22 protein-coding genes are annotated in these 22,935 nt (G+C 67.3%); 16 read left to right on the top strand and 6 right to left on the bottom strand.

The window, feature by feature from the left end:
* The first annotated feature begins 132 nt into the window (after positions 1 to 132).
* Genes Q0263_RS12280 through mmsB form a run of 3 tightly spaced genes read left to right on the top strand, consistent with a single transcriptional unit; the run spans position 133 to position 3,389 of the window.
* Entirely contained in the window at positions 133 to 1,287 is a 1,155-nt protein-coding gene (locus Q0263_RS12280) for an acyl-CoA dehydrogenase family protein (RefSeq protein ID WP_298016389.1), read from the top strand.
* A complete protein-coding gene (locus Q0263_RS12275) occupies positions 1,284 to 2,453 on the top strand; it encodes an enoyl-CoA hydratase/isomerase family protein (protein WP_298016386.1) in 1,170 nt (389 codons plus the stop codon). Before Q0263_RS12280 ends, Q0263_RS12275 begins: the two co-directional genes overlap by 4 nt.
* A gap of 42 nt (positions 2,454 to 2,495) precedes the next feature.
* Positions 2,496 to 3,389 carry a 3-hydroxyisobutyrate dehydrogenase gene (gene mmsB, locus Q0263_RS12270; protein WP_298016383.1) on the top strand — a complete coding sequence of 298 codons (894 nt, stop codon included), beginning with the start codon at positions 2,496 to 2,498 and terminating at the stop codon, positions 3,387 to 3,389.
* Positions 3,390 to 3,411: 22 nt separating this feature from the next.
* On the opposite strand, the gene Q0263_RS12265 is transcribed toward mmsB, so the two are convergent.
* The 3 genes from Q0263_RS12265 to Q0263_RS12255 are packed head-to-tail and all read right to left on the bottom strand — an operon-like array spanning position 3,412 to position 5,911.
* The gene (locus Q0263_RS12265) at positions 3,412 to 4,332 is read right to left on the bottom strand and encodes a folate-binding protein (RefSeq protein ID WP_298016380.1); all 921 of its coding nucleotides are present in this window, start codon (positions 4,330 to 4,332) and stop codon (positions 3,412 to 3,414) included.
* 59 nt (positions 4,333 to 4,391) lie between these two features.
* A complete protein-coding gene (locus Q0263_RS12260) occupies positions 4,392 to 5,120 on the bottom strand; it encodes a sulfite exporter TauE/SafE family protein (RefSeq protein WP_298016377.1) in 729 nt (242 codons plus the stop codon).
* A 26-nt stretch (positions 5,121 to 5,146) separates the two neighbouring features.
* Entirely contained in the window at positions 5,147 to 5,911 is a 765-nt protein-coding gene (locus Q0263_RS12255) for an IclR family transcriptional regulator (RefSeq protein WP_298016374.1), read from the bottom strand.
* Between the two features lie 166 nt (positions 5,912 to 6,077).
* Between Q0263_RS12255 and Q0263_RS12250 the strand changes: the two genes are divergently transcribed.
* From Q0263_RS12250 to Q0263_RS12235, 4 genes are all read left to right on the top strand, one after another.
* The gene (locus Q0263_RS12250; protein ID WP_298016371.1) at positions 6,078 to 7,712 is read left to right on the top strand and encodes a choline dehydrogenase; all 1,635 of its coding nucleotides are present in this window, start codon (positions 6,078 to 6,080) and stop codon (positions 7,710 to 7,712) included.
* A 21-nt stretch (positions 7,713 to 7,733) separates the two neighbouring features.
* The gene (locus Q0263_RS12245; RefSeq protein WP_298016369.1) at positions 7,734 to 8,291 is read left to right on the top strand and encodes a TRAP transporter small permease subunit; all 558 of its coding nucleotides are present in this window, start codon (positions 7,734 to 7,736) and stop codon (positions 8,289 to 8,291) included.
* Entirely contained in the window at positions 8,288 to 9,610 is a 1,323-nt protein-coding gene (locus tag Q0263_RS12240; RefSeq protein ID WP_298016366.1) for a TRAP transporter large permease subunit, read from the top strand. The genes Q0263_RS12245 and Q0263_RS12240 overlap by 4 nt, the downstream gene beginning before the upstream one ends.
* Before the next feature lie 74 nt (positions 9,611 to 9,684).
* Entirely contained in the window at positions 9,685 to 10,806 is a 1,122-nt protein-coding gene (locus Q0263_RS12235; protein WP_298016362.1) for a TRAP transporter substrate-binding protein, read from the top strand.
* Positions 10,807 to 10,815: 9 nt separating this feature from the next.
* Here Q0263_RS12235 and Q0263_RS12230 read toward each other — a convergent pair whose 3' ends face one another.
* The 3 genes from Q0263_RS12230 to Q0263_RS12220 are packed head-to-tail and all read right to left on the bottom strand — an operon-like array spanning position 10,816 to position 12,890.
* Positions 10,816 to 11,598, bottom strand: coding sequence for a thiazole synthase (locus tag Q0263_RS12230; protein WP_298016359.1), 783 nt, complete (start codon positions 11,596 to 11,598; stop codon positions 10,816 to 10,818).
* A 3-nt stretch (positions 11,599 to 11,601) separates the two neighbouring features.
* Positions 11,602 to 11,826 (bottom strand): sulfur carrier protein ThiS, encoded by a 225-nt coding sequence (gene thiS / locus Q0263_RS12225; protein WP_298016356.1) that lies wholly within the window; start codon positions 11,824 to 11,826, stop codon positions 11,602 to 11,604.
* Entirely contained in the window at positions 11,823 to 12,890 is a 1,068-nt protein-coding gene (locus Q0263_RS12220; RefSeq protein ID WP_298016353.1) for an FAD-dependent oxidoreductase, read from the bottom strand. Before Q0263_RS12220 ends, thiS begins: the two co-directional genes overlap by 4 nt.
* Before the next feature lie 72 nt (positions 12,891 to 12,962).
* Here Q0263_RS12220 and Q0263_RS12215 point away from each other — a divergent pair, with 72 nt between their 5' ends.
* The 9 genes from Q0263_RS12215 (at position 12,963) to holB (ending at position 22,922) form a co-directional block, all read left to right on the top strand.
* A complete protein-coding gene (locus tag Q0263_RS12215) occupies positions 12,963 to 13,802 on the top strand; it encodes an IclR family transcriptional regulator (RefSeq protein WP_298016350.1) in 840 nt (279 codons plus the stop codon).
* A 5-nt stretch (positions 13,803 to 13,807) separates the two neighbouring features.
* The gene (locus Q0263_RS12210; protein ID WP_298019057.1) at positions 13,808 to 14,788 is read left to right on the top strand and encodes an AAA family ATPase; all 981 of its coding nucleotides are present in this window, start codon (positions 13,808 to 13,810) and stop codon (positions 14,786 to 14,788) included.
* Positions 14,775 to 16,532, top strand: coding sequence for a cobalt chelatase (locus Q0263_RS12205; RefSeq protein ID WP_298016347.1), 1,758 nt, complete (start codon positions 14,775 to 14,777; stop codon positions 16,530 to 16,532). Before Q0263_RS12210 ends, Q0263_RS12205 begins: the two co-directional genes overlap by 14 nt.
* Before the next feature lie 103 nt (positions 16,533 to 16,635).
* Positions 16,636 to 17,028, top strand: a complete 393-nt coding sequence (locus Q0263_RS12200) for a nuclear transport factor 2 family protein (protein ID WP_298016345.1) — start codon at positions 16,636 to 16,638, stop codon at positions 17,026 to 17,028.
* Between the two features lie 36 nt (positions 17,029 to 17,064).
* On the top strand, positions 17,065 to 18,495 hold the full coding sequence (locus Q0263_RS12195) for an FAD-dependent oxidoreductase (protein WP_298016343.1): 1,431 nt from the start codon (positions 17,065 to 17,067) through the stop codon (positions 18,493 to 18,495).
* Between the two features lie 212 nt (positions 18,496 to 18,707).
* Positions 18,708 to 20,150, top strand: coding sequence for an APC family permease (locus Q0263_RS12190; RefSeq protein ID WP_298016341.1), 1,443 nt, complete (start codon positions 18,708 to 18,710; stop codon positions 20,148 to 20,150).
* A gap of 63 nt (positions 20,151 to 20,213) precedes the next feature.
* Positions 20,214 to 21,224, top strand: coding sequence for an endolytic transglycosylase MltG (gene mltG, locus Q0263_RS12185; protein ID WP_298016339.1), 1,011 nt, complete (start codon positions 20,214 to 20,216; stop codon positions 21,222 to 21,224).
* A gap of 4 nt (positions 21,225 to 21,228) precedes the next feature.
* Complete coding sequence (gene tmk, locus Q0263_RS12180) at positions 21,229 to 21,882, top strand: dTMP kinase (RefSeq protein WP_298016337.1); 654 nt, start codon at positions 21,229 to 21,231, stop codon at positions 21,880 to 21,882.
* The gene (gene holB, locus Q0263_RS12175; RefSeq protein ID WP_298016335.1) at positions 21,879 to 22,922 is read left to right on the top strand and encodes a DNA polymerase III subunit delta'; all 1,044 of its coding nucleotides are present in this window, start codon (positions 21,879 to 21,881) and stop codon (positions 22,920 to 22,922) included. The genes tmk and holB overlap by 4 nt, the downstream gene beginning before the upstream one ends.
* Positions 22,923 to 22,935 lie beyond the last annotated feature (13 nt).

Below are 22,935 nucleotides of genomic sequence, written 5' to 3'. Positions count from 1 at the left end.
CGAACGGGCCCTGCCGCCAAGTGCTACAGTAAGCCTGCGACGCGGCAGCCGGCCTTGACCAGGTCCGGCTGCGCCGAATGGCGTTACCCGCGCCCTGCGGCTGCGATCACCTTAGATCCGGAGACACACACCATGGATTTTCGCCTCAGCGAAGAACAAGAGGCCTTTGCACAGGCCGCCCGCGAGTTCGCCCAGGGGGAACTCGCCCCGCACGCGGCGCGGTGGGACGAGGAACACATCTTTCCGCGCGAGGCCTTCGCCAAGGCCGGAGAACTGGGCTTCTGCGCCATGTACGCGCCGGAATCCATCGGTGGACTGGGGTTGCCCCGGCTGGACGCCACGCTGGTCTTCGAGGAAATGGCCGCCGTGGATCCGTCCACCACCGCTTTCATCACCATTCACAACATGGCCACCTGGATGATCGGCAGCTGGGCGCAGCCCGCCGTGCGCGACCACTGGGGGCCGTTGCTGGCCAGCGGCGAAAAGCTGGCTTCCTATTGCCTGACCGAGCCCGGCTCCGGGTCGGACGCGGCATCGCTCGCCACCAGCGCCCGCCGCGAAGGCGATCACTACGTGCTGAACGGCGCCAAGGCGTTCATCTCCGGGGCGGGCGACACCGACGTGCTGGTCGTCATGGCCCGCACGGGCGGCGAAGGCGCGCGCGGCATTTCGGCCCTGGTCGTGCCGGCCGACGCCGCCGGCATCACGTATGGCCGCAAGGAAAACAAGATGGGCTGGAACAGCCAGTCCACGCGCCCCATCACTTTCGAAGACGTCCGGGTGCCGGTGGAAAACCGCCTGGGCGAAGAAGGCGAGGGCTTCCGTTTCGCCATGAAGGGCCTGGACGGCGGACGCATCAACATCGCCACCTGTTCCGTGGGCGCCGCCCAGGGGGCCTACGAGGCCGCCCGGCGCTACATGGGCGAGCGGCGCCAGTTCGGCCGGCCCCTGGCGGACTTCCAGGCGCTGCAGTTCAAGCTGGCCGATCTGCTGGCCAATGTGGTGGCCTCGCGCCAGATGGTGCGGCTGGCCGCCAGCAAACTCGACGAGGGCGATCCCCAGGCCAGCGCCTACTGCGCCATGGCCAAGCGTTTCGCCACGGACCTGTGCTTCCAGTCCTGCCTGGATGCGCAGCAGATCCACGGCGGCTACGGGTATCTGAAGGACTATCCGCTGGAACGGCTGGTGCGCGACACGCGCGTGCATCAGATCCTGGAAGGCACCAATGAAATCATGCGCGTCATCGTGGCGCGCCACATCCTGACCCAGGAGGCCGATCTGCGATGAGCACTTCCGATTCCGCCGAGCCCGTCCCCGACTCCCCGCCGGATCCCGTCCTGTTCCAGGAAGTGGCCGGGCGCAATGGCCGGCGCATCGGCCTGGCGACCTTGAACAGCCCGCAGACCCTCAATGGCCTGTCCCTGGCCATGAGCCGCCTGCTGGACGAACGCCTGGAATCCTGGGCGGACGACGAGCGGATCGTCGCCGTCGTGTTGCGCGGGGCGGGGGACAAGGCCTTTTGCGCGGGCGGCGATCTGCATGCGCTGTATGACAGCATGCTGGACAGCCCGCCCGCGGATGCCTGGGCCAACGTCCATGCCCGCAGCTTCTTCGAAACCGAATACCGGCTGGACTACCAGATCCATCGCTACGCGAAACCGGTCCTGTGCTGGGGCAGCGGTATCGTCATGGGCGGGGGCGTGGGGCTGATGCTGGGGGCCAGCCATCGCCTGGTCACTGAAACCACGCGCTTCGCGATGCCGGAAATCACCATCGGCCTGTATCCCGACGTGGCGGGCACCTGGATGCTCGGCCGGCTGCCGCGCGGCATCGGCGAATTCCTGGCCTTGACGGGCGCCCAGCTCGGCGCGGCGGATTGCCTGCATTACGGCCTGGCCGATCGCGCCTGCGCGGCGGACGGCTTCGACGCCCTGATCGACGCCCTGGCCGCGGTCGACTGGTCCGCGACGGCGGCCCAGCACGCGGCGCAGGTCGATGCGGCGCTGGATGCGCTGTCGCAGGACGCCCCCGAGCCCGGCCCCCTGCAACGCCATTCGGATCTGATCCGCCGCGCCTGCGGCCGCTCGGACCTGCAGGAGATCGCAGCCGCCATCGCGGGCTGGAAGCGCCATGCCGATCCCTGGCTGGCGCGCGCCGCCGCGACGTTCCTGGCGGGCTCGCCGGGTTCGGCGCGGCTGAGCCACACCTTGCTGGGCCGCGCCCGCCACCAGTCGCTGGCGGATACCTTCCGCATGGAATACATCGCCTCGCTGCATTGCTGCGCCGAGCCGGACTTCCGCGAGGGCATCCGGGCCCTGCTGATCGACAAGGACAAATCCCCGCGCTGGCGGCCCGCCACCCTGGAACAGGCGACGGCGGACTGGGCGCGGCGCTTTCTGGCGCAGCCCTGGCCGGCGGGGCAGGCGCATCCGCTGGCGGACCTGCGAGGCTGACCCTCTTCATCGAATTCCCACAATAATTTCAAGGAGACATCCATGAGCAGCACGATTGGTTTCATCGGTCTGGGCCACATGGGCGGCCCGATGGCGCAGAACCTGCTGAAGGCCGGCCACGCCCTGAAGGTCTTCGACCTGGTGCCGGCGGCCCTGAAGGCCGCCACCCAGGCCGGCGCCACGGCAGTCGCCTCGGCGGCCGAAGCGGTGGCGGGCGTGGACCTGGTCGTCACCATGCTGCCGGCCAGTCGCCATGTCGAAGGCCTGTATCTGGGGGAAAACGGCCTCCTGAAGGCCATCGCCAGGAACACCCTGGTGCTGGAATGCAGCACCATCGCTCCCGAATCGGCCCGCAAAGTGTCGAAAGCGGCGGCGGAACACGGCATCCGCATGCTGGATGCGCCGGTGTCGGGCGGCACGGGCGGAGCGGCGGCGGGCACCCTGACCTTCATCGTCGGCGGCGCGGCCGCCGACCTGGAGGCGGCCGCGCCGTATCTGCAGGTCATGGGCAAGAACATCTTCCACGCCGGCGACGCGGGGGCGGGGCAGGTGGCCAAGATCTGCAACAACATGCTGCTGGGCATCCTGATGGCCGGCACGGCCGAAGCCCTGGCCCTGGGCGTCGCCAACGGCCTGGACCCCAAGACCCTGTCCGACATCATCGCCAAGAGTTCCGGGCGCAATTGGGCGACGGAACTGTACAACCCCTGGCCCGGCGTCATGGACCACGCGCCGGCCTCGCATGACTACGAAGGCGGCTTCGGCGTGGACCTGATGCTGAAGGACCTGGGCCTGGCGGCAGAGGCCTCCATGCTGTCGCGCGCCACGACCCCCCTGGGCGAACTGGCGCGCAATCTCTACGCCCTGCACAGCACGCAAGGCCATGGAAAGCTGGATTTCTCCAGCATCCTGAAGCTGTATCACCAGCCGCGTTGACCGGCGGTTCGCCGGCGCAGGATCAGGCGGCTTCCGACGGCATCCGCATGCTCAGCGCCGCGCCGTCGGGCGCGCCCACGGCGTAGCGCATGGCCGGCCAGTCCGACAGGGTGATTTCGGCCGCCACGTGCAGCAGCCCCTGGTGGACCGCGGATTCGATCACGCGGCCCACGGGCCGACTCCCCGTTTCACCGGCGGGATACAGGTCGGTCGCGGGCGGCGGCGGGGGAGCGTCCGGCGACCACGAGGCGGTGCCGTGCGCCAGGCGGCGCTTGACCGTGCCCCGGTAGTGGCTGCGGGCGATGACTTCCTGGCCGGGGTAGCAGCCCTTGGCGAAGTCGATGGTGCCGTTCAGGTCCATGTCCAGGGAAGCGGGCAGGAACAGGTCCTGGGACGCCGCCTGGATCCGGGGCCAGCCGCCGGCCAGCCGCAGGGCCGCCCAGGCGCCGGCCTGCGCCGCGCCGGCCGTGTCCGGGGCCGCGTCGGCCGCCAGCCGCCAGGCCGCGGGCCGTTCCGCGCGGGACATCGGCGCCACGATCCAGTCGGCGCCCTCGATGGATGCCCGCGTCCAGGCCGGCGCCCCATGCAACGAGTCCGGCACCGACCCCGCGCCCCAGGCGCCGCCGACCTGGGTCGTCTCGTCCAGGCTGATCGTGACCTTGGTGCGCAGCACGAACATGCGCAAGCGCCGGATCAGCGTCTCCGCCAGATCCCGCGAGACCATCCAGGTGATGCGGTCGTCCCGCGCCCGCCACAGCACGCCGTTGGCCAGCAGGCGGCCCTGGGCCGTGCAGTAGGCGGCCGGCGCGGCCCGTTCGCCGTCCAGGCCGGTCACGGTATGCGTCAATTGTCCGTGCAGGAACGTCAGGGCGTCGGGTCCCTCGATGTTCAGGAGGGCGCATCCGGGCAGAGGCTGGAGCCCGTCGGCGGCAAGATTTTCCATGATGAATTCCAAAATATCCAAATCGGACGAACCGGCGCTCATGATAGCGCGGACGCGCGTCACCCCAGGGTCCGGGCCAGCAGCAGGACGCCGATGGCGATCAGGCCCAGATGGACCCAGCGCAGGAAGGCCGGGCCTTTGATGCGGCGATTCACGGCGCGGCCCAGGAAACTGGCCAGTACGGCGGGCGGCAGCGCCCAGATGTAGTAGTGCGTGACCGAGCTGGTCCAGAGGCCCGTCACGCTGTATCCGATCAGCGTCAGGATGCTGGCCGGCAGGAAGTACCCCTGCAGGGTGGCCCGGAAATGCTGGGGCGACCAGCGGCGCAGGGCGCCGTAGATCACCAGGGGAGGACCGCTCATGCCGTAGGCGCCGCCCAGGATGCCGGCCAGGAAGCCGAAGCCCCAGGCATGGCGGTCGTTCTTCAATTCGATCTGCGTGCGGCGCAGCAGGCAGTACGTGGAAAACAGGATGATGACGGCGGCCAGCAGCGCCGTGACTATGGCTTCGTCCACCGCCGTCAGCAGCCACAGCCCCAGGGGCATGCCGCCCACCGTCGCCAGGAACAGTCTGCCCGCGCTGGCGACATGGATCTGGCGCCAGTCCTGGGCGATGATGAGCGCCGCGATCGTGATGGAAATCAGCACGACCACCGGCGCGGCCTCTTCGATGGGGATGGCGAAGGCCAGCAGGGGGACGGCGATGAGCGCTTCGCCGAAACCGAAAGCTGAGCGGATGAAGGTGGCGACGAAGAGGATCGCCGTGACGGTGAGCAGTTGCGGGTCCATGGGCCTCGATTCCGTCCTGGCCGGCGCTAGTCGCTTGCCAGGATCAGGCCCAGTTCCCGGGCCGCCTGCCGCATGAACGGCGCTTTTTCCATCAGGTCCTGGAGCGATGCCTGCGCGGTCGGCGCGTGGCAGGCCAGCGCTGCGATCATCTTGCCTTCGCGATCCCGGATCGGGACCGCGACGGCCACCATCCCGACGATGAATTCCTCGTCGTCGATCCCCATCTCCTGCGCCTGGATCGGCAGCAGCGCCGACATCAGCGACTCGGGCCGGGTGATGGTCTTGGGCGTCATGCGCGCCAGTTCCAGCCTGCCCAGCAGGGCCCGTTGTTCCGCCGGACGCATGAAGGCCAGGAACAGCTTGCCGCTGGCCGTGCAATGCAGCGGCACGTGGGAACCGATATCCATGTGCAGCTGCAGGCGCAGATGGCCGGGGCTTTCGACCCGGGCCAGGTACTGCACGGTATCGCCGGACAGCGTGTTCATGTTGCATGTTTCGCCCGTGATCTCGACGAGCCGGGCCAGGACCGCGCGGCACGCCCGCAGCAGTTGAGGGGCTCTCAAGATGGACAGGCCCAGTTCGTGGGTCCGTGAGCCGGTGACATATCCCCTTTGGCCGGGCAGGCGGGTCACGTAGGATGCGCGTTCCATTTCATGGAGGGTCCGCATGAGACTGGATTTCGGCACTCCGGTGCGCTGGGCCAGTTGCGTCAGGGTCTGCGGATGGGCCGCGATCGCCAGTTTTTCCAGGATGTGGAGCACGCGCAAAGAACGATCGATGGGTTTTTCCATGCGGGGACCGTGATCAGCCGATGGCAACTGAAACCGAAATGACACATTTCGTGCCACTGGTGGAATTCATAGTATTAACCCCATGGTGACGTACGGGCGGGCCCGGTCACACTGGCCGGAAATAAAAAAGATCACCGCCCAGCATGCACAAGGGAGACGCCGTCGTATGAGCCAGGCTGTAGATTACATCATCGTGGGCGCCGGATCCGCCGGCTGTGTCCTGGCCAACAGGCTGAGCGAGAACGGCAAGCACAGCGTCTGTCTGCTCGAGGCCGGGCCGCCGGACACCAATCTCTGGATCCACATTCCGATCGGTTACGGCCGCACGATGTTCGACAAGGATGTGAACTGGGGCTTCTACACCGATCCCGAGCCCAATATGCTGGGGCGCAGGATCTACTGGCCGCGCGGCAAGACGCTGGGCGGCAGCAGTTCGATCAACGGCCTGATCTACATCCGCGGACAGAAGCAGGACTACGATCATTGGGCCGATCTGGGGAATCCGGGCTGGAGCTGGGACGAGTGCCTGCCGTATTTTCGGAAGCTCGAACACAATGACCTGGGACCGGGACCCACGCGGGGCACCGACGGTCCCTTGTACGCGTCCTCCATCCGCGCCAGGCACGAGCTGGTGGAAGCCTTCATCCGGTCCGCCGAGGCCAACGGCATCCCCCGGACGGACGACTTCAATACCGGCGTCCAGGAAGGCGTCGGCTACTACCAGCTCACCACCCACGGGGGCTGGCGCTGTTCCTCGGCCGTGGCGTATCTGAAGCCCGCGCGCGGCAGATCCAATCTCAGGATTCTCACCCGCGCGCGGGCGACGCGCGTGATTCTGCAGGGCTCATGCGCGTCGGCGGTGGAATACCAGATTGGCGGCCAGTCGCGGACCCTGAAGGCCAACCGGGAAGTCATCCTGTGCGCGGGCGCGCTCCTGTCGCCCCAATTGCTTCAGCTCTCCGGGATCGGCGCGGCGAGCCTGGTGCAGCGTCATGGCATTCCGGTCGTGCGGGACCTGCCCGGCGTCGGCGAGAACCTGCAGGACCACCTGCAATTGCGCCTGATCTATGAGGTCACCAAGCCGATCACCAACAACGACCAGTTGCGCAGTCTTTGGGGCCGGGCCCGGATGGGGCTGCAGTGGCTGCTGTTTCGCAGCGGGCCGCTGGCCATCGGCATCAACCAGGGGGCGCTGTTCTGCCGGGCCCTGCCCGAATCGGACCGCCCCGACGTCCAGTTCCACCTGGGTACGCTGTCGGCCGATCTGGCCGGCGCCAAGGTGCATGATTTTTCCGGCTGCACCTATTCCGTCTGTCAGCTGCGCCCCGAATCGCGCGGCCATGTGCGGATCCAGTCCCCCGATCCCCTCCAGCCCCCGTCGATGCAGCCCAACTATCTGGACGCCGAACTCGACCGGCGCACGGCCATCGCGGCGGTGCGCCTCGCTCGCCGCATCGCCGACACGGAGCCCATGAAAGACCTGATGGCCCGTGAATACAGGCCGGGCCTCGATGCCCGCAGCGATGACGAGATCCTGCATTTCTGCCGCGAGCATGGCGCCACCATCTTCCATCCCACGGGCACGGCAAAAATGGGGCCGCGCACCGATCCCCAGGCGGTCGTCGACCATCACATGCAAGTCCACGGAATCGACCGGCTGCGCGTGGTGGATGGATCCGTCATGCCGACGCTGGTCTCCGGCAACACGAACGTCCCCATCATCATGATGGCCGAACGCGCCGCGGAGTTCATTCTCGCCGACGCCGCCCGGCCGCCCGTTTCATCGGAAGTTCCGCACTGACCGCAAGGAGCCGAGACAACCATGGACAACGATCGAGAACCTTCACCCGGGCTGCGCAGGCTGCTGGCGGCGCTGGAATACCCGTCGCGGCTGATCGGCAAACTGGCGGCCTGGCTGATTCTGCCCCTGACCGGCGCGCTGGTCTACGAAGTGACGTCCCGCTACGTCTTCAACAAGCCCACCATCTGGGCCTATGACATGACGTACATGCTCTCCAGCACGATTTTCATGCTGGGGGCGGCCTACGCCTTGCAGAAGGGCAGCCACGTCCGGGCGGATTTCCTGCTGGCGTTGCTCAAGCCGCGCTGGCAGGCCTTGCTGGATGCGGTGCTGTATGTCGCGCTGTACTTCCCCGCGATGACATTGTTCTTCCTAGTCAGCCTGCGGTTCGCCGGTCAATCCTGGATGCAGCACGAGCTCTATCCCCAAAGCCCGTGGATGCCGCCGATCTATCCGCTCAAGGCCGTGATTCCGATCACGGTCTTTCTGTTGCTGCTGCAAGGCGCGGCCGAGCTGATCAAGGCCTGCTGGGTCATCCGCCACAACACGCCCTTCCGGAACAAGGAGCCCCAATCATGAGCGATCCGGTTCTCGGCCTCGTATCCCTGCTGGTCGCCGTGGTGGGCGTGCTCACCGGCTTTCCGATGGCTTTCGTGTTCATTTTCGTGGCCTTGCTGTTCGGTTTCATGGCCATCGGCCAGCAGGTGTTCAACCTGCTGACCTATCAGTTCTTTTCCCTGATGACCAGCGTCGAACTGGCCGCCATTCCCCTGTTCCTGTTCATGGGCTACGTCCTGGACCAGTCCGGCCTGATGGACCGCATGTTCCGCGCCTTGCAGATCATGCTGGGGAAATACAAGGGCTCGCTCTACATCATCGTCCTGGCGACGGCCACGCTGTTCGCGGCGGCGACCGGCATCGTCGGCGCCTCGGTGACGGTGCTGGGAGTCATGGCCGCTCCCATGCTGATCCGCAGCAATTACGACACCCGCCTGTCGGCGGGCGTGATCGCCGCGGGCGGCACGCTCGGGATCCTGATTCCCCCGAGCGTGATGCTGATCGTCATGGGTCCGCTGGTCGGAATCCCGGTGTCCACGCTGTTCGCCGCCGCCGTGGTGCCGGGCCTGATGCTCTCGGGCGTCTATCTGCTCTACACCGTCATCCGCTGCCAGATCAACCCCAAGCTGGGGCCGCCGATCCCGTATGACGGCCCGCCGCTCACGTTCCTGGACAAGATGCGCGAGCTGCTGGTCGGCGTCATTCCCATCACGGTGGTCATCCTCTCCACCCTGGGGCTCATCGTCGGCGGGGTGACCACCCCGACCGATGCGGCGGCTACAGGCGCATTCGCCTCGCTGGCGCTCACCTTCATCTATCGGCGCCTGAGCTGGAAGGCCTTGGGAATCGCCGTCATCAAGACGATGGAAGTCAGCGCCTTCATCATGTTCCTGATCGGGGCGGCCAACTTCTTCGGGGCGGTCTTCGCCCGCATGGGCAGCGGACAGCTGATCACCGAGATCCTCACGTCCTTGCCGGTCTCGCCGCTGATCATGCTGCTGCTGATGCTGTTCCTGATCTTCCTGCTGGGCGGCCCGCTGGAATGGATACCGATCGTCCTGGTGGTCGTTCCCATCCTGCTGCCGGTGGCCCATAGCCTGGACTTCGACATCCTCTGGTTCAGCATCCTGATCGCCGTCACGCTGCAGACCTCCTGGCTGACGCCGCCGCTGGCGCTGTCCTCGTACTTTCTCAAGGGGGTCGTGCCGCAGTGGAGCATGAAGGACATCTATCTGGGGATGATCCAGTTCGTCGGGCTGCAGGTGCTGGTCGTCCTGCTTCTCATCAAGTTCCCGATCCTGGTCCATTGGTTGCCGCAGGTCACGGGCCTTGCGGATTGACGAACCCATTCTTGCGGAGGGTGAGCCATGGCGTGACCTAGCTTGTCAAATCTGTTTGACTCAAGGAGACCATCATGATTCGTGTTTTTAAAGCCAAACTCGCTGGAATACTATGCATTTCGGCCGGCCTGCTGATGAGCGCGCCCGCCGCCACCCAGGCGGCCGACCAGCAAGTCTACAAATTCTCCATCCAGACGGCCGTCCCCAACGCCAGCTTGTATTTCAAGCTGCTGGAGCAGTTCTCCAAGCAGGTGGATCTGATGTCCGGCGGCCGGCTGAAGATCGAAGTGCTGGCGGCCGGCGCCGTGGTGGGGCCGTTCGAGATCCTGGATGCGGTCAGCAATGACGTGGTCAAGGCGGGCTATGTCTGGCCCAATTATTTCTCCGGCAAGAATTCGGCGTTCGTCCTTTTTTCGAACGCGCCCGCCAGCACGGGCCTGGATCAGGCCAGCATGGTCGCGTGGTACTACAAGGGGGGAGGGGAGCAGCTCTACAAGGAGCTCCTGGAAGACGTCATGCATTACAACGTCAAGGCCTTCCTGATGCAGCCCATGGGGCCCGATCCCCTGGGATGGTTCAAGAAACCGATCAAGGACGTCAATGAATTCAAGAGCTTCAAATATCGCTCCCCGCCGGGCATCCCCGGGGAAACCTATCAGGCCATGGGCATTTCGGCGGTGGGCGTGCCCGGCGGCGACATCGTGCCTTCGGCCCAGAGGGGCGTGATCGACGCCGCGGAATGGATCGGCCCCGCGGACGACCGCAATCTGGGGCTGCAGAAAATATGGAAATACTATTATCTGCAGGGCCTGCATCAGCAGACCGACATCGGGCAGATCTTCATCAACGGGGACTACTGGAAGTCGCTGCCGGACGATCTGAAGGAAATCATCCGGATCGCCGCGAAGGCGAACATCGCCGATACCCTGGATGCGAACATATACGACAATTCCGTCGCGCTGCACGAGTTCATGGACAAGGAAGGCGTCAAGGTCCTGGACACGCCTCCCGACTACTACACCCGCTTCATCGAGGAAGAAAAGAAGGTCACGGCGAAATACGCCGCAGCCAATCCTTTCTTCAAGAAAGTCCTGGATTCACAGACCGGCTTTGCGGAAATGGTCTTTCCGTACCGGTCGCGCATCCTCACCCTGTATGACAGCATGGTCAAGACGGCCAACGAGAAGCGGCAGTGACGCCGGGTGTCAGGCCAGCACGAAGGGCCGGCCTGACACCGGCGTGGTGGCGACCGCCATGTCCTGTTCCGCCATGATGCCGGCTTCCCAGGCCAGCCGTCCGGCCTCGATCGCCAGCTTGAAGGCCTGCGCCATGCGCACCGGATCCAGGGCGCGCGAGACGGCCGAATTCAGCAGCACGGCATCGAAGCCCAGCTCCATGGCCTGGACGGCGTCCATGGGCGAGCCGATGCCGGCATCGACGATCAGGGGAACGTCGGGCAGCCGGTCCCGCAGGGTGCGCAGCGCGGACAGGTGGATCAGCCCCTGGCCGGAGCCGATGGGCGCCGCCCAGGGCATCAGGACAGGGCAGCCGGCGTCCAGCAGGCGCTGGCAGACGATCAGGTCGTCCGTGCAATAGGGAAAGACCTGGAAGCCGTCGCGCGCCAGGGCGTCGGCGGCCGCGACCAGTTCGAAGACGTCCGGCTGCAGCGTGTGTTCGTCCCCGATCACTTCCAGCTTGATCCAGGACGTCTCGAAGATCTCCCGCGCCATCTGGGCAAGCGAGATGGCCTCGGCCGCCGTGTGGCAGCCGGCCGTGTTGGGCAGCAGGTGGCAGCCCAGGTCCCGGAGCATCGAAAAGAAGGGCTGACCGCCGTGGGCTCCGGCCGCGGCCTGGCGCTTGAGGCCGACCGTGACGACCTGGGCGCCGGCGGCGCGCATGGCGTCCAGCATGATCTGAGGGGAAGGGTAGGCGGCCGTGCCCAGGAAGAACCGGCTGTCGAGCGCGGTGTCGGCGATGGTCCAGCTCATGATTCAGCCTCCGACGATGGCCTGGAAGGTGGTGATGTGATCGCCCGCCGCCAGCAGGGTCTGTTCGCGCCGGGCGCGGGCGACGTGGCTGCCGTTCAGTGCGGTGGCGATGGGGGCGGGCGGCGCCGCGCCGTCGGCCTGCGTCAGCAGCGCCAGGGCCTGCTGCAGGGTCGTGCCTTCGGGCACGGAGCGGGGTTCGCCATTGAAGTAGATGGAAAGAGTGTTCATGCCGCGGAGGCTCCTGGAAGGGAAAGGGGGATGCCGGCTTGGCGGATGGCGCGCGCGGTCATGGCCGGCGCGATCATCCAGCCGTGGCGAAACAGCCCGTTGATGCGGGTCAGCCCCGTCGCCTGTTCGATCAGGGGCAGGTTGTCGCGCAGCGCCGGCCGCAGATTGGTGTCGGTCTGCACGAGGCGCGCCTCGGCCAGGCCGGGCAGGACGCTGTGCGCGGCGGCCAGCAGCTCGACCGTGCTGCGCAGCGAGACGGCGGAGCGGTCCTCGCTTTCGATTTCGCTGGCGCCGATGATGAAATGATGGTCGCGGCGCGGCACGATGTAAACGCGGTGGCGCGGATGCAGCAGGCGCACGGGCCGGGTCAGGCGGACTTCCGGCGCGCGCACCAGGAAGATTTCGCCGCGCACTCCGCGCACGTCCGCGCAGCCGGTCGCCGGTCCGCTGGCGGGCCGCTGGCCCAGGCCGCGCGCGTCGAACACGTGGTCGAATGCATGGCGCCGGCGATCGACGGAGAGGAATCCTTCGCCCACTTCGTCGACCGGCCGCCCCCAGTGCCAGTCCACGCCACGGGCGCCTTCGTGCAGGGCCGGCATGAGCTGCAAGGGGTTGATGGCCCCCTCGTGGGGCAGGAACCAGGCCAGCGCGGGGCCGTGGATGTCCGGCTCCAGCCGGCTCAGGGCGTCCGGGGCCAGCGGCTGCGGCCGGTGCCCTTCGGGCGCCTTGTGCTCGATCAGTTCCACCAGCCGTCGCGCGGCGCCCCCGTCGCCCCGGTGGGCCAGCAGCAGGCTGCCGTGGCAGTCGAAGTCGGGGGCGCCGGGCAGCGCCGCCACGATCTCCGCCCACTGGCCGAGCGAATCCAGCCCGTCCTGGAAGACCTGCAGATCGGCGCACTCCAGTTCGGCCGAGGGCGAGAGCATGCCCGCGGCCGTCCATCCCGCGGCCCCCCTGGCCAGCGGTCCGTCGGCCGGGTCGTAGACAGCCACCCGGTGGCCCGCGCGGCTCAGGCGCCAGGCCAGCAGCCGCCCGAGCACGCCGGCGCCCGCGATTCCGATATGCATGATAAACCTAGCCAAAAATATTAAAATCGGTACAATAAGTTCCTGTTATTGAAATATAAAGCGTGACGCCTCATGAGTCCAGTCGAACTTGTCCCCGTGTCGAACAAACTGGATGGCGATACTCCCGCCATCCGCCTGTTCGCGCTCCTGGAAGTGATTGCGGAAAAAGACCGGTATTTCTCGCTCCAGAGCCTGGTCGAAGAGCTGGGCCTGCCCAAGCCCACGCTGCATCGCATGCTGCAGCAGCTCGACAGCGCCGGGATGATCCAGCGCGACGGGGACGGGCGTCACTACAGCACCGCCGCGCGCCTGCGGCGGATCGCGGAAAACCTGCTGCTGAACAACACCGTGCATGGCGCCCGGCGCAATGTGCTGCGCACGCTGGTGGCGGAAGTCGGCGAAAGCTGCAACATCACCAGTTGCGCCGGCAGCGAGGTCCTGTACCTGGATCGGGTGGAAACGCCGGCCCCCCTGCGCTTCTACCTGCATCCGGGCTCGCGGGTGCCGGTGCACTGCTCGGCCAGCGGCAAGCTCTTTCTGGCGCAGATGACGCCTTCCCAGCGCAAGCGCCTGCTGGTGCCGGGGACGCTTGAAAAATACACGGACATGACGATCACGGACCCGCAGGCCCTCGAAGCGGAGCTGCAGCGGGCCGCCGCCGACGGCTATGCCATGGACAACGAGGAATTCCTGCCCGGCCTGACTTGCGTCGCCGTGCGGGTGCCGGTGCCTTCGGGCAAATCCAACCTGGCCGTCGCCATCCAGGCGCCGACCCTGCGGTTCCAGGGCAAGCGCATCAGCGGCAGCCTGCCCGCCCTGCGCCGCGCGGCCGAGGCGCTGGCGGACATCGAATCGGGCAGCTACCCGGAGCGGGGCGCGCAGCCCGATCTGCGTCAAGAGAAAGCGTCGTGAAACGCCTGGTGGACACGGATCGGGACACGAAGCGCATCTCCGTGCGCGCCAGTTTCGGCCTGGACAGCGACCTGGAGGTCATGGCCTTCACCGAGCCCAGCGATTACGTGCCCGACGTGGATCCGAACTACCGTTTCGATCCGGACACCACGCTGGCCATCCTGGCGGGGTTCTCCTGCAACCGCCGGGTGCTGATCCAGGGCATGCATGGCACGGGCAAATCCACCCACATCGAGCAGGTGGCCGCGCGCCTGAACTGGCCCTGCATCCGGATCAATCTGGACGGCCACATCAGCCGCCTGGACCTGGTCGGACGCGACGCCATCGTGCTGCGGGATGGCCAGCAGATCACGGAATTCAGGGAAGGCATCCTGCCCTGGGCCCTGCAGCGGCCCATGGCGCTGGTGCTGGACGAGTACGACGCCGGACGGCCCGAGGTCATGTTCGTCCTGCAGCGCGTTCTGGAACGCGACGGGCATTTCACGCTGCTGGACCAGAACCGGGTCATCGCGCCGCATTCGGGCTTCCGCCTGTTCGCCACCGCCAACAGCGTGGGGCTTGGGGATACCAGCGGCCTGTATTACGGCGTCCAGCGCCTGAACCACGCGCAGCTGGATCGCTGGAATATCGTGGCGGCCCTGAACTACCTGAGCCCCGAGGCCGAAGCCGGGATCGTGGCCGCGCAGGTGCCGGCGCTGAATCATCCCGAAGGGCGCCGCCTGATCGCCGCCATGGTCGAGGTCGCGGCCCTGACGCGCGCCGGGTTCCAGAGCGGCGACCTGTCCACGCTGATGTCGCCGCGAACCCTGATTTCCTGGGCGGAAAACGTGCCGATCTTCCAATCGACCGCCCGGGCCTTCCGCTACGCCTTCCTGAACAAGTGCGACGCCTCGGAGCAGGCCATCGTCGCGGAATACTATCAACGCTGCTTCGACGAGGAACTGGCCGCCGCCCCCGGCGCGCCTTCCCCGCATGGCGGCGCCTGATTCCCGCGACTGGGTCCGTCGCCACGCGCTCGAAGCCCGCGCCGCCGCGACGGTGCGGGCGCTGGCCCGCCAGCCGCAGGTGCACTTCGAGGCGGGCCGGCCCTGGAACGGCGACCAGACCCTGCCGGACGGGGCGCCTCACCTGCAGACGCAGCCGGGCCTGGACGATTCGCCGGCCTATCGGGCGCTGGCCGATGCGCTGGCCCTGCGCCTGCTGCGCTCCGACGCGCAGCTGCACCGGGACCTGAGTCCCGCGCAGGACCCGGTCGCCGCGCTGATCTTCGAATGGCTGGAACAGTGGCGCGTGGAGGCGCTGGCGCCCGAGCGCTGGCCGGGCATGCGCGGCAATCTGCGGCGGCGCTTCGAGCAATGGCTGTTCCTGTTCCAGGGGGCCGGCCTGCTCGAAACCCGCACGGGCCAGCACCTGCTCTGCTTCGCCCTGATGGCCCGGAGCCGCCTGTTCGACGAACCGATCCCGGAACGCCTGGAAGACCTGACCGAATCCGCCCGGTACCGGATGGGACCCATGCTGGCCGGCCCGCTGGTCCGCCTGCGCCAGCTGCGCGCGGACCAGGCCGCCTACGCCCTGGTCGCGGCCGACCTGGCGACGGCGCTGGCGCGTTGGTTCCAGGACCTGATCGGACAAGAGAAGAAAAGGCCTCCCAGGCGGCACCTGGATTTCTCCGTGGCGCTGCTGCCGGCGGACGCGGACGAGACCGACATGGGGGGCTGGACGGGAGGCGATCTGGCCGAGACGTCGTCGGCGGACATGCACTATGCCGTCTGGACCCGGCGTCACGACACCGTCCGGGAAGCCGTCGATCTGGTGCGCCCGGCGCTGCTGCGGGAATATCGCCAGCGCCTGGATCAGGAAATCGCCCGTCTGCCATGGTCCCTGTCCCGTCTGGCGCAGGCCTTGCAGCGGGCCTTGTTCGTGCCTCGTTCCGAGGGCCATCTGTTCGGCCAGGAAGAGGGCCTGATCGATGGCCGCCGGCTGGCGCAGCTGATCAGTTCTCCCGACGAGCACCGCATCTTCTTTCGCGAGCAGGACGTCCCCGTGGCGCAGGCCCGGATGTCCCTGCTCATCGATTGTTCGGGTTCCATGCGGCATCACGGCCCGCAGCTGGCCTTGCTGATGGATGCGCTCGGGCGCGTCTTCGAGCGCGCCGGCGTGCCGTTCGAGCTGCTGGGCTTCACCACCGGCGCCTGGAACGGGGGCAGGCCGGCGCGCGAATGGCAGGCCGGCGGGCGGCGGCCCGCGCATCCGGGCCGCCTGAACGAAGCGCAGCATCTGGTCTTCTGGTCGCGGAACATACCGCGCCAGCAGGGACGGCTGGGTGTGACGGCCGTCATGAAGCCCGACCTGTTTCGCGAAGGCATCGACGGCGAGGCCGTCCAGTGGGCCTGCGAGCGCCTGCTGGCCCAGCCGGACAGCCAGCGCAGGATTCTCTGGGTGGTGTCCGACGGCGGGCCGATGGACAGCGCCAGCATCCTGGCCAATCCGCCCGGATTCCTGGACGCCCATCTGCGCCGGGTGGTGCGCCATTACACGCGCGAGCGCGGCATCGAAATCCTGGCCATCGGCGTGAACCAGGACCTGAGCGGCTACTACCCGCACTCCATCGGCCTGGACCTGGAGAGCGGCGTGAGCATGCAGGCGCTGCTGTCCCTGATCCGGACCCTGGCCGGGCGCGGGCAGGGCCGGCCAGGCGCGTCCCGGCGATCTGGTGCCAGAGAAACGTAGCCACTGGCCCTAGACCAGCCCCGGGCGTTCTCCTACTGTATGGACATCGACGGCGCAGCCCCGTTTGGCGGACTCGCGCGACATAACCAGAGGAGACCCCCCCATGACACAGGATCAATTGCTTGCCACGCTCGAGGCTTTCGGCGAGGCCTGGAACCGTCACGACATCGAAGGCCTGATGGCCTGCATGCACGAAGAATGCGTCTTCGAAGGCGTGGCCGGTTCCCAGGTGTGCGGCACGCGACATGAAGGCCCGGCGGCGGTGCGCAAGGCTTTCGAGTCGGCCTGGCAGACCATTCCGGACGCGGCTTGGCGCAATGCCAGCTGCTGGGTGTCGGGCGACCGCGGCGTCATGGAATCCACGTTCACCGGGACGGCGGCCGACGGCTCCAGGATCGAAGCCAATATGGTGGACCTGCTGACCTTCAAGGACGGCAAGATCCTGGTCAAGAACGCGTTTCGCAAGCAACGCCCCAATCTGCCTGCACAAGCCTGAACCGCTCGCGCTGGGCCTTCATTGTCCGGAGACATCATGGCTACTTTGACTTCAGCTACACCAAGCGGCGTGCAAGAGCGCTCGTCGTCGGCGGCATCGCCGCGCGCATCCAACCCCTACGACCCGCGCTACGATCCGCTGGTTTCGCCTTCGGGCCGCAATCAGCAGTACGCGCCCACGTACTGGGTGGGCACGGCCGGCGATCCGCCGCCCGACGACGGCCCGGTCACCCAGGACATCGATGCGGATGTCGTGATCATCGGCTCGGGTTTCACCGGCCTGGTGACGGCCTTGAACCTGGCCGAGGAACATGGCGTGATCCCCATCATCCTGGAAGCCAACCAGGAATCCTGGGGGTGCACCAGCCGCAATGGCGGCCAGGGGCAGAATGCGTCGGGGCGCCTGTACCGCACCCAGTGGATCGAGCGCTGGGGCCTGGAAACGGCCAAGCGCCTGGATCGCGAAATCCACGAGGGCTTCGAGTACTGGAAGAGCCTGGTGGCGCGGTTTCCCTGCGACGCCCAGCCTGGCGGCCACCTGTATACGGCGCACCGTCCGAAAAAGATGGCCTTCCTGGAAAACCTGTGCCGCGTGATGCACGACCAGTTTGGCTACGACACCCGGATGCTGAGCCGCGAAGAGCTCTGGGAACGCTACGCCATGGACCGCGAGGCGGCCGGCGCGCTGCACGAACCCGACGGGGTCGGCATCCACCCGCTGAAGCTGGCCTTCGGCTATCTGCGGCGCCTGCGTGAACTGGGCGTCAAGATCTACACCGGCAGCCCGGTCCACGGCTGGGAAACCGTCGGCGGCGTCCATCACCTGCGCACGCCGGGCGGCATCGTGCGCGCGCGCCGCGTCGCCGTGGCGACGGGCGGCTACACGCCGCAGGGCCTGCATCCGCTGCTCAGCAACAAGATCATGCCGATCCTGTCGAACTCGATGGTGACGCGCCCGCTGACGCAGCAGGAACGGGACGCGGCCGGCCTGAAAAGCACCACCTTCATCACGGACACCCGCACGCTGCGCTTCTACTACCGTCTGCTGCCGGATGGTTCGATGCAGATCGGCAGCCGCAGCGCGCTCAAGGGCGCCGACGCGGAGAACCCCAAGCACCTGGACCTGCTCAAGCAAGGCCTGGCGCGCAAGTTCCCGGCCCTGAAGGACGTGCCGATCGCGTATTCCTGGTGGGGCTGGGTGGACGTGAGCCACGACATGATGCCGCGCATCACGCAGCCGGATCCCAGCCAGCAGATCTACTATGCCATCGGCTACGGCGGCAACGGGGTGTCCTTTTCCGCGCAGGCGGGCCGGCGCCTGGCCGAGCGCGTCGTCGGCAAGAGCGGTCCTCACTGGGATCTGCCGATCTACAACTCGCCCTTGCAGGGCCACCTCTTCGCGCCCTTCCGGCGGCTGGGGCAGGCGATGTTCTACAAGTACTACTACCTGCGGGATGAAGTGCTCTGATCCGGTCCCGGAAGGCGCGTGAGCGCCGCGACGAAAAAGGACTGCTCCGGCAGTCCTTTTTCATGGGCGGCCCGGCCCGGCCGGCCGCATCTGGCCCCTACGATAGCTGCCCGGTGGCCCTAGGCTCTTCAGCAGGAATTCAATAGACTGAATTGCAAATTTCGATTATTGAAACAATAACAATTAAAAAATGATATTTACAGGAGACAACAGTGTCGGAACGAGTCACACTTGAAAAAACCTTCAAGCCCCACTGGGTCTGGGCCATCGCCTTCGGTTCGGCCATCGGCTGGGGCAGTTTCGTGCTGCCGGTGGAGTGGATGGACATGGCGGGTCCGCTGGGCGTCATCATCGGGCTCTGGATCGGCGCCCTGATCCTCAGCCTCGTCGGCCTGAGCGCCGGCTTCCTGGTGAAGGCGTACCCGATCACCGGGGGCGCGTTCACTTACGCCTACCTTGCGTTCGGCCGCAAGCACGCCTTCCTGTGCGGCTGGTTCCTGATCCTGGGCTATGCCGCCATCGTGGCGCTCAATGCCTCGGCCTTCGCGCTGATGATCAAGTTCCTGGTGCCGGACACCGTCAAGGTAGGCCTGCTCTACAACATGGCCGGCTGGGACGTGTACTTCGTGGAAGTGCTGATCGCCAGCGCGGTCCTGGTGCTGTTTGCCTGGCTGAACGTGCGGGGCGCGGACGCCACGGCGCAGACGCAATTCTATTTCTGCGTCCTGCTGATCGTCGCCGCGACCGGGGTGACGGCCGCCATGTCGGCAGCGCCCTCGACGTCCTTCAGCAATCTGCTGCCGCTCTACAAGCCGGGCATCCCGTCGTGGTCCGCGATCGCCGCCATCGTGGCCATTTCGCCCTGGGCCTATGTCGGGTTCGACACGGTGCCCCAGGCCGCCGAGGAATTCAATTTCTCGCCCGCGAAGGCGACCTTCCTGATCCTGGCCGCGCTGGCCGTGGCGGCCGGCCATTATTCCATCATGATCGTCGCGACGGGTCTGGCGATGCCGTGGATGGACCTGGTGGGCCAGCACTACCTGTGGGGCACGGGACAGGCCGTCCAGAACGTGCTGGGCACCGCGGGGCTGACCGCCCTGGTGGTGGCGCTGTGCATGGGGATCTTCACCGGCCTGATCGGTTTCTACATCTCCTGCAGCCGGCTGATGTTCGCCATGAGCCGCGCCAAGGCGCTGCCCGCCGTGTTCTGCCGTCTCCATGAAAAGCACGGCACGCCGTACGCCAGCATCGTGTTCATCTGCGCCATCTGCCTGCTGGCGCCCTGGTTCGGCCGTTCGGTGCTGCTGTGGGTCGTGGACATGTCGGCCGTGGGGATTTCGATCGCCTTCATCTATTACTGCGCCGTCGCCTACAAGCTGTTCAAGTGGACGAAAGCGCAGCGGGCGCCGGCTTTCTGCAAGGAAGTCGCTCCCTTCAAGAAGCTGATCGCCCTGGGTGGAGCGCTCTGCAGCGCCGGCCTGCTGTGCCTGCTGCTGGTGCCGGGTTCGCCCGCCTTCCTGGAAACGCCCGCCTGGATCGCGCTGGGATGCTGGGTGCTTCTCGGTCTGGGGTTCTACCTGATGCTGGCGCGGGAATTCTGCAACACCCCGAAGGCCGAGATGGACCGGCTGATCCTCGGCGAGAGCGCCGTCTGAGGGGCTGAGAAAAGTAACATCCGCTTCAGGCTTCTCCTCGTCGTTCCAGTTAAACTGGCGTCCATGAAGAAGCTACTGCGACTGACCATCTGGCTGCTGATCGTGTGCCTGGCGCTGCTTGGCGCCGGCATCGGCGGCGCGGCCTGGTGGGGCTGGAAGCGGCCGGTTCCCATGCAGACGCCGGTCGTGGATTACATCATCGACATGGGCAGCACGCCGCGCCAGATCGCCCAGGCCATGGAAGCGGCCGGCATCCAGATCAACCCTCATGCCTTCGTCTGGCTGGCGCGGCTCAGCGGCCGCGACAAACTGCTCAAGGCCGGCGCCTACGAGGCCCGCGCCGGGGATACGCCCTGGATGCTGCTGGAGCGCATGGCCAACGGCGACATGACCCAGGCGCGGCTGACCTTCCCCGAAGGCTGGACCTTCGCCCAGATGCGCGCCGCCCTGGACGCCGACCCGCAGGTGCGCCACGACGCGCTGGGCCTGGACGACGCGGCCATCGCCCGCAAGCTCGGGCTGGACGACACGTCCCTGGAAGGCCTGTTCTACCCGGATACCTATGTGTTCACTCCCGGCTCTTCCGACCTGGACATCCTGCGCCGCGCCGCCCAGGCGGGCCGCCAGACGCTGGATCGCCTGTGGGCCGAGCGCGACCGGGACCTGCCGCTGGAAACGCCGTACCAGGCGCTGATCCTGGCGTCCATCGTGGAAAAGGAAACCGGCCACGGCGGCGACCGGGCCCGCATCGCCGGCGTCTTCATCAACCGCCTGCGCATCGGCATGCCGCTGCAGACCGATCCCAGCGTGATCTACGGTATGGGCGACCGCTACCAGGGCCGCCTGCGCAAGAAAGACCTGGAACAGGACACGCCCTGGAACACCTACACCCGGGCGGGCCTGCCGCCCACCCCGATCGCCAACCCCGGCAAGGCGGCCCTGATGGCCGCCACGCACCCGGAACGGCACGACTACCTGTATTTCGTCTCCCGGGGGGACGGCACCAGCGAATTTTCCAAGAACCTGTCGTCGCACAATCAGGCGGTCGGCAAATACATTCTGAAGCGGAACTGATCTCATGGCGCGGCGCGGCTGCTTCATCACCCTGGAAGGCCTGGACGGGGCCGGCAAAAGCACGCATGCGGGCTGGATGGCCGACTGGCTGCGCGGCGCGGGCGTCGACCTGCTGGAGACCCGCGAACCCGGCGGCACGCCGCTGGGCGAACAGTTGCGGGAACTGGTGCTGCATCAGGCCATGGACCTGCGCACCGAGACTCTGCTGATGTTCGCCGCCCGCAACGAGCATTGGCGCACGCGCATCCTGCCGGCGCTGGAACGCGGCCAGTGGGTGCTGTGCGACCGCTACACGGACGCCTCCTTCGCCTACCAGGGCGGCGGCCGCGAACTCGGGGCGCCGGCCATCCGCGTGCTGGAAGACTGGGTGCAGCAGGGGCAGGGGCCGGATTGCACGTTCCTGTTCGATGTGCCGCTGGAAACGGCGCGCGCGCGCCTGCTGCAGGGCAGGGCGGCGGCCGACCGATTCGAACAGGAAGGCGCGGCGTTCTTCGAGCGCACCCGCCGGGCCTATCATGCCAGGGCCGAAGCAGAACCGGCGCGGTTTCGCCTCATCGACGCCCGCCGCAGCATCCCGGACATCCGGGCCCGCCTGGAGGCGGATTTGCAAGGCCTGCTGCAGGCGCATGGCGCCGCCGCCGCGCGAGGCGGCGCATGACGGCCTTCGAGTTCCTGCCCTGGCAGCAGGCGCTGGCCGGCGAGTGGCTGGCGTCCCGCGACCGTTTCGCGCACGCATGGCTGATTCACGGCCTGCCGGGTATCGGCCAGCAGGCCTTCGCGGCGGCCGGCGCGGCCAGCCTCTTGTGCGAATCCCCGCAATCCGGCCTGGCTTGCGGGCAATGCCAGGCCTGCCGCTGGGTTCAGGCCGGCAACCATCCGGACCTGCGCCGCATCCGCCCCGACGCCGTGGCCGCCCTGGAAGGCGCCGCCGCCGAGGACGGCGACGAATCGGGCGGCAAGAAACAGCCGTCGCGGGACATCCGCATCGAACAGATCCGCAGCCTGCTGCCCTGGTTCAACACCGCCACGCACCGGGGCGGCTGGAGAGTGGCGCTGCTGTATCCCGCCGAGTCGCTGAACACCATCGCCGCCAATGCCTTGCTGAAAATCCTGGAAGAGCCGCCGGCGCATACGGTTTTCCTGCTGGTGGCGCATGCGCCCGACCGGCTGCTGCCCACGCTGGTGTCCCGCTGCCGGCGTCTGCCCCTGCCGGTTCCCGACGCGCAGCAGGCTCTGGCCTGGCTGCAGCGGCACCAGGTGGATCACGCCGCCACGCGCCTGGCGGCGGCGGGCGGCGCGCCTTTGCCGGCCCTGGAACAGGCCCAGGCGCAGCAGCCGGCCACGCCGGCCTGGCTCAGCCTGTTCCTGGATCTGGCGGGCGGCGCGGGAACGTCCGCCCCCCTGGCCGACGCCCTGGCGGCGCTGGAGCCCGCCGTCTGGCTGGACGGCTTCCAGCGTCTCTGGCTGGATCTGAGCCTGGCCACGCACGAGCTGCCCGCGCGGTATTATCCTGAACAGGACGCGGGCATCCGGCGGATCGCGCGCGCTCTGGATGCCGGGGCGCTGGCCCGGACCGGCCAGTGGCTGCAGGAACAGCGCCGCCTGGCCCAGCATCCCCTGAATCCCAAACTGCTGGGCGACCATGCCGCCCAACGCCTGCTGCAGGCCGTGCGACCCGTGGCGGGCCGTCCATCCTGAAGCCGCTGACCTT

This window comes from uncultured Castellaniella sp. (genome assembly GCF_937988725.1).
Lineage (GTDB): Bacteria > Pseudomonadota > Gammaproteobacteria > Burkholderiales > Burkholderiaceae_B > Castellaniella.
This window is presented reverse-complemented; position numbering and strand designations above follow the sequence as displayed.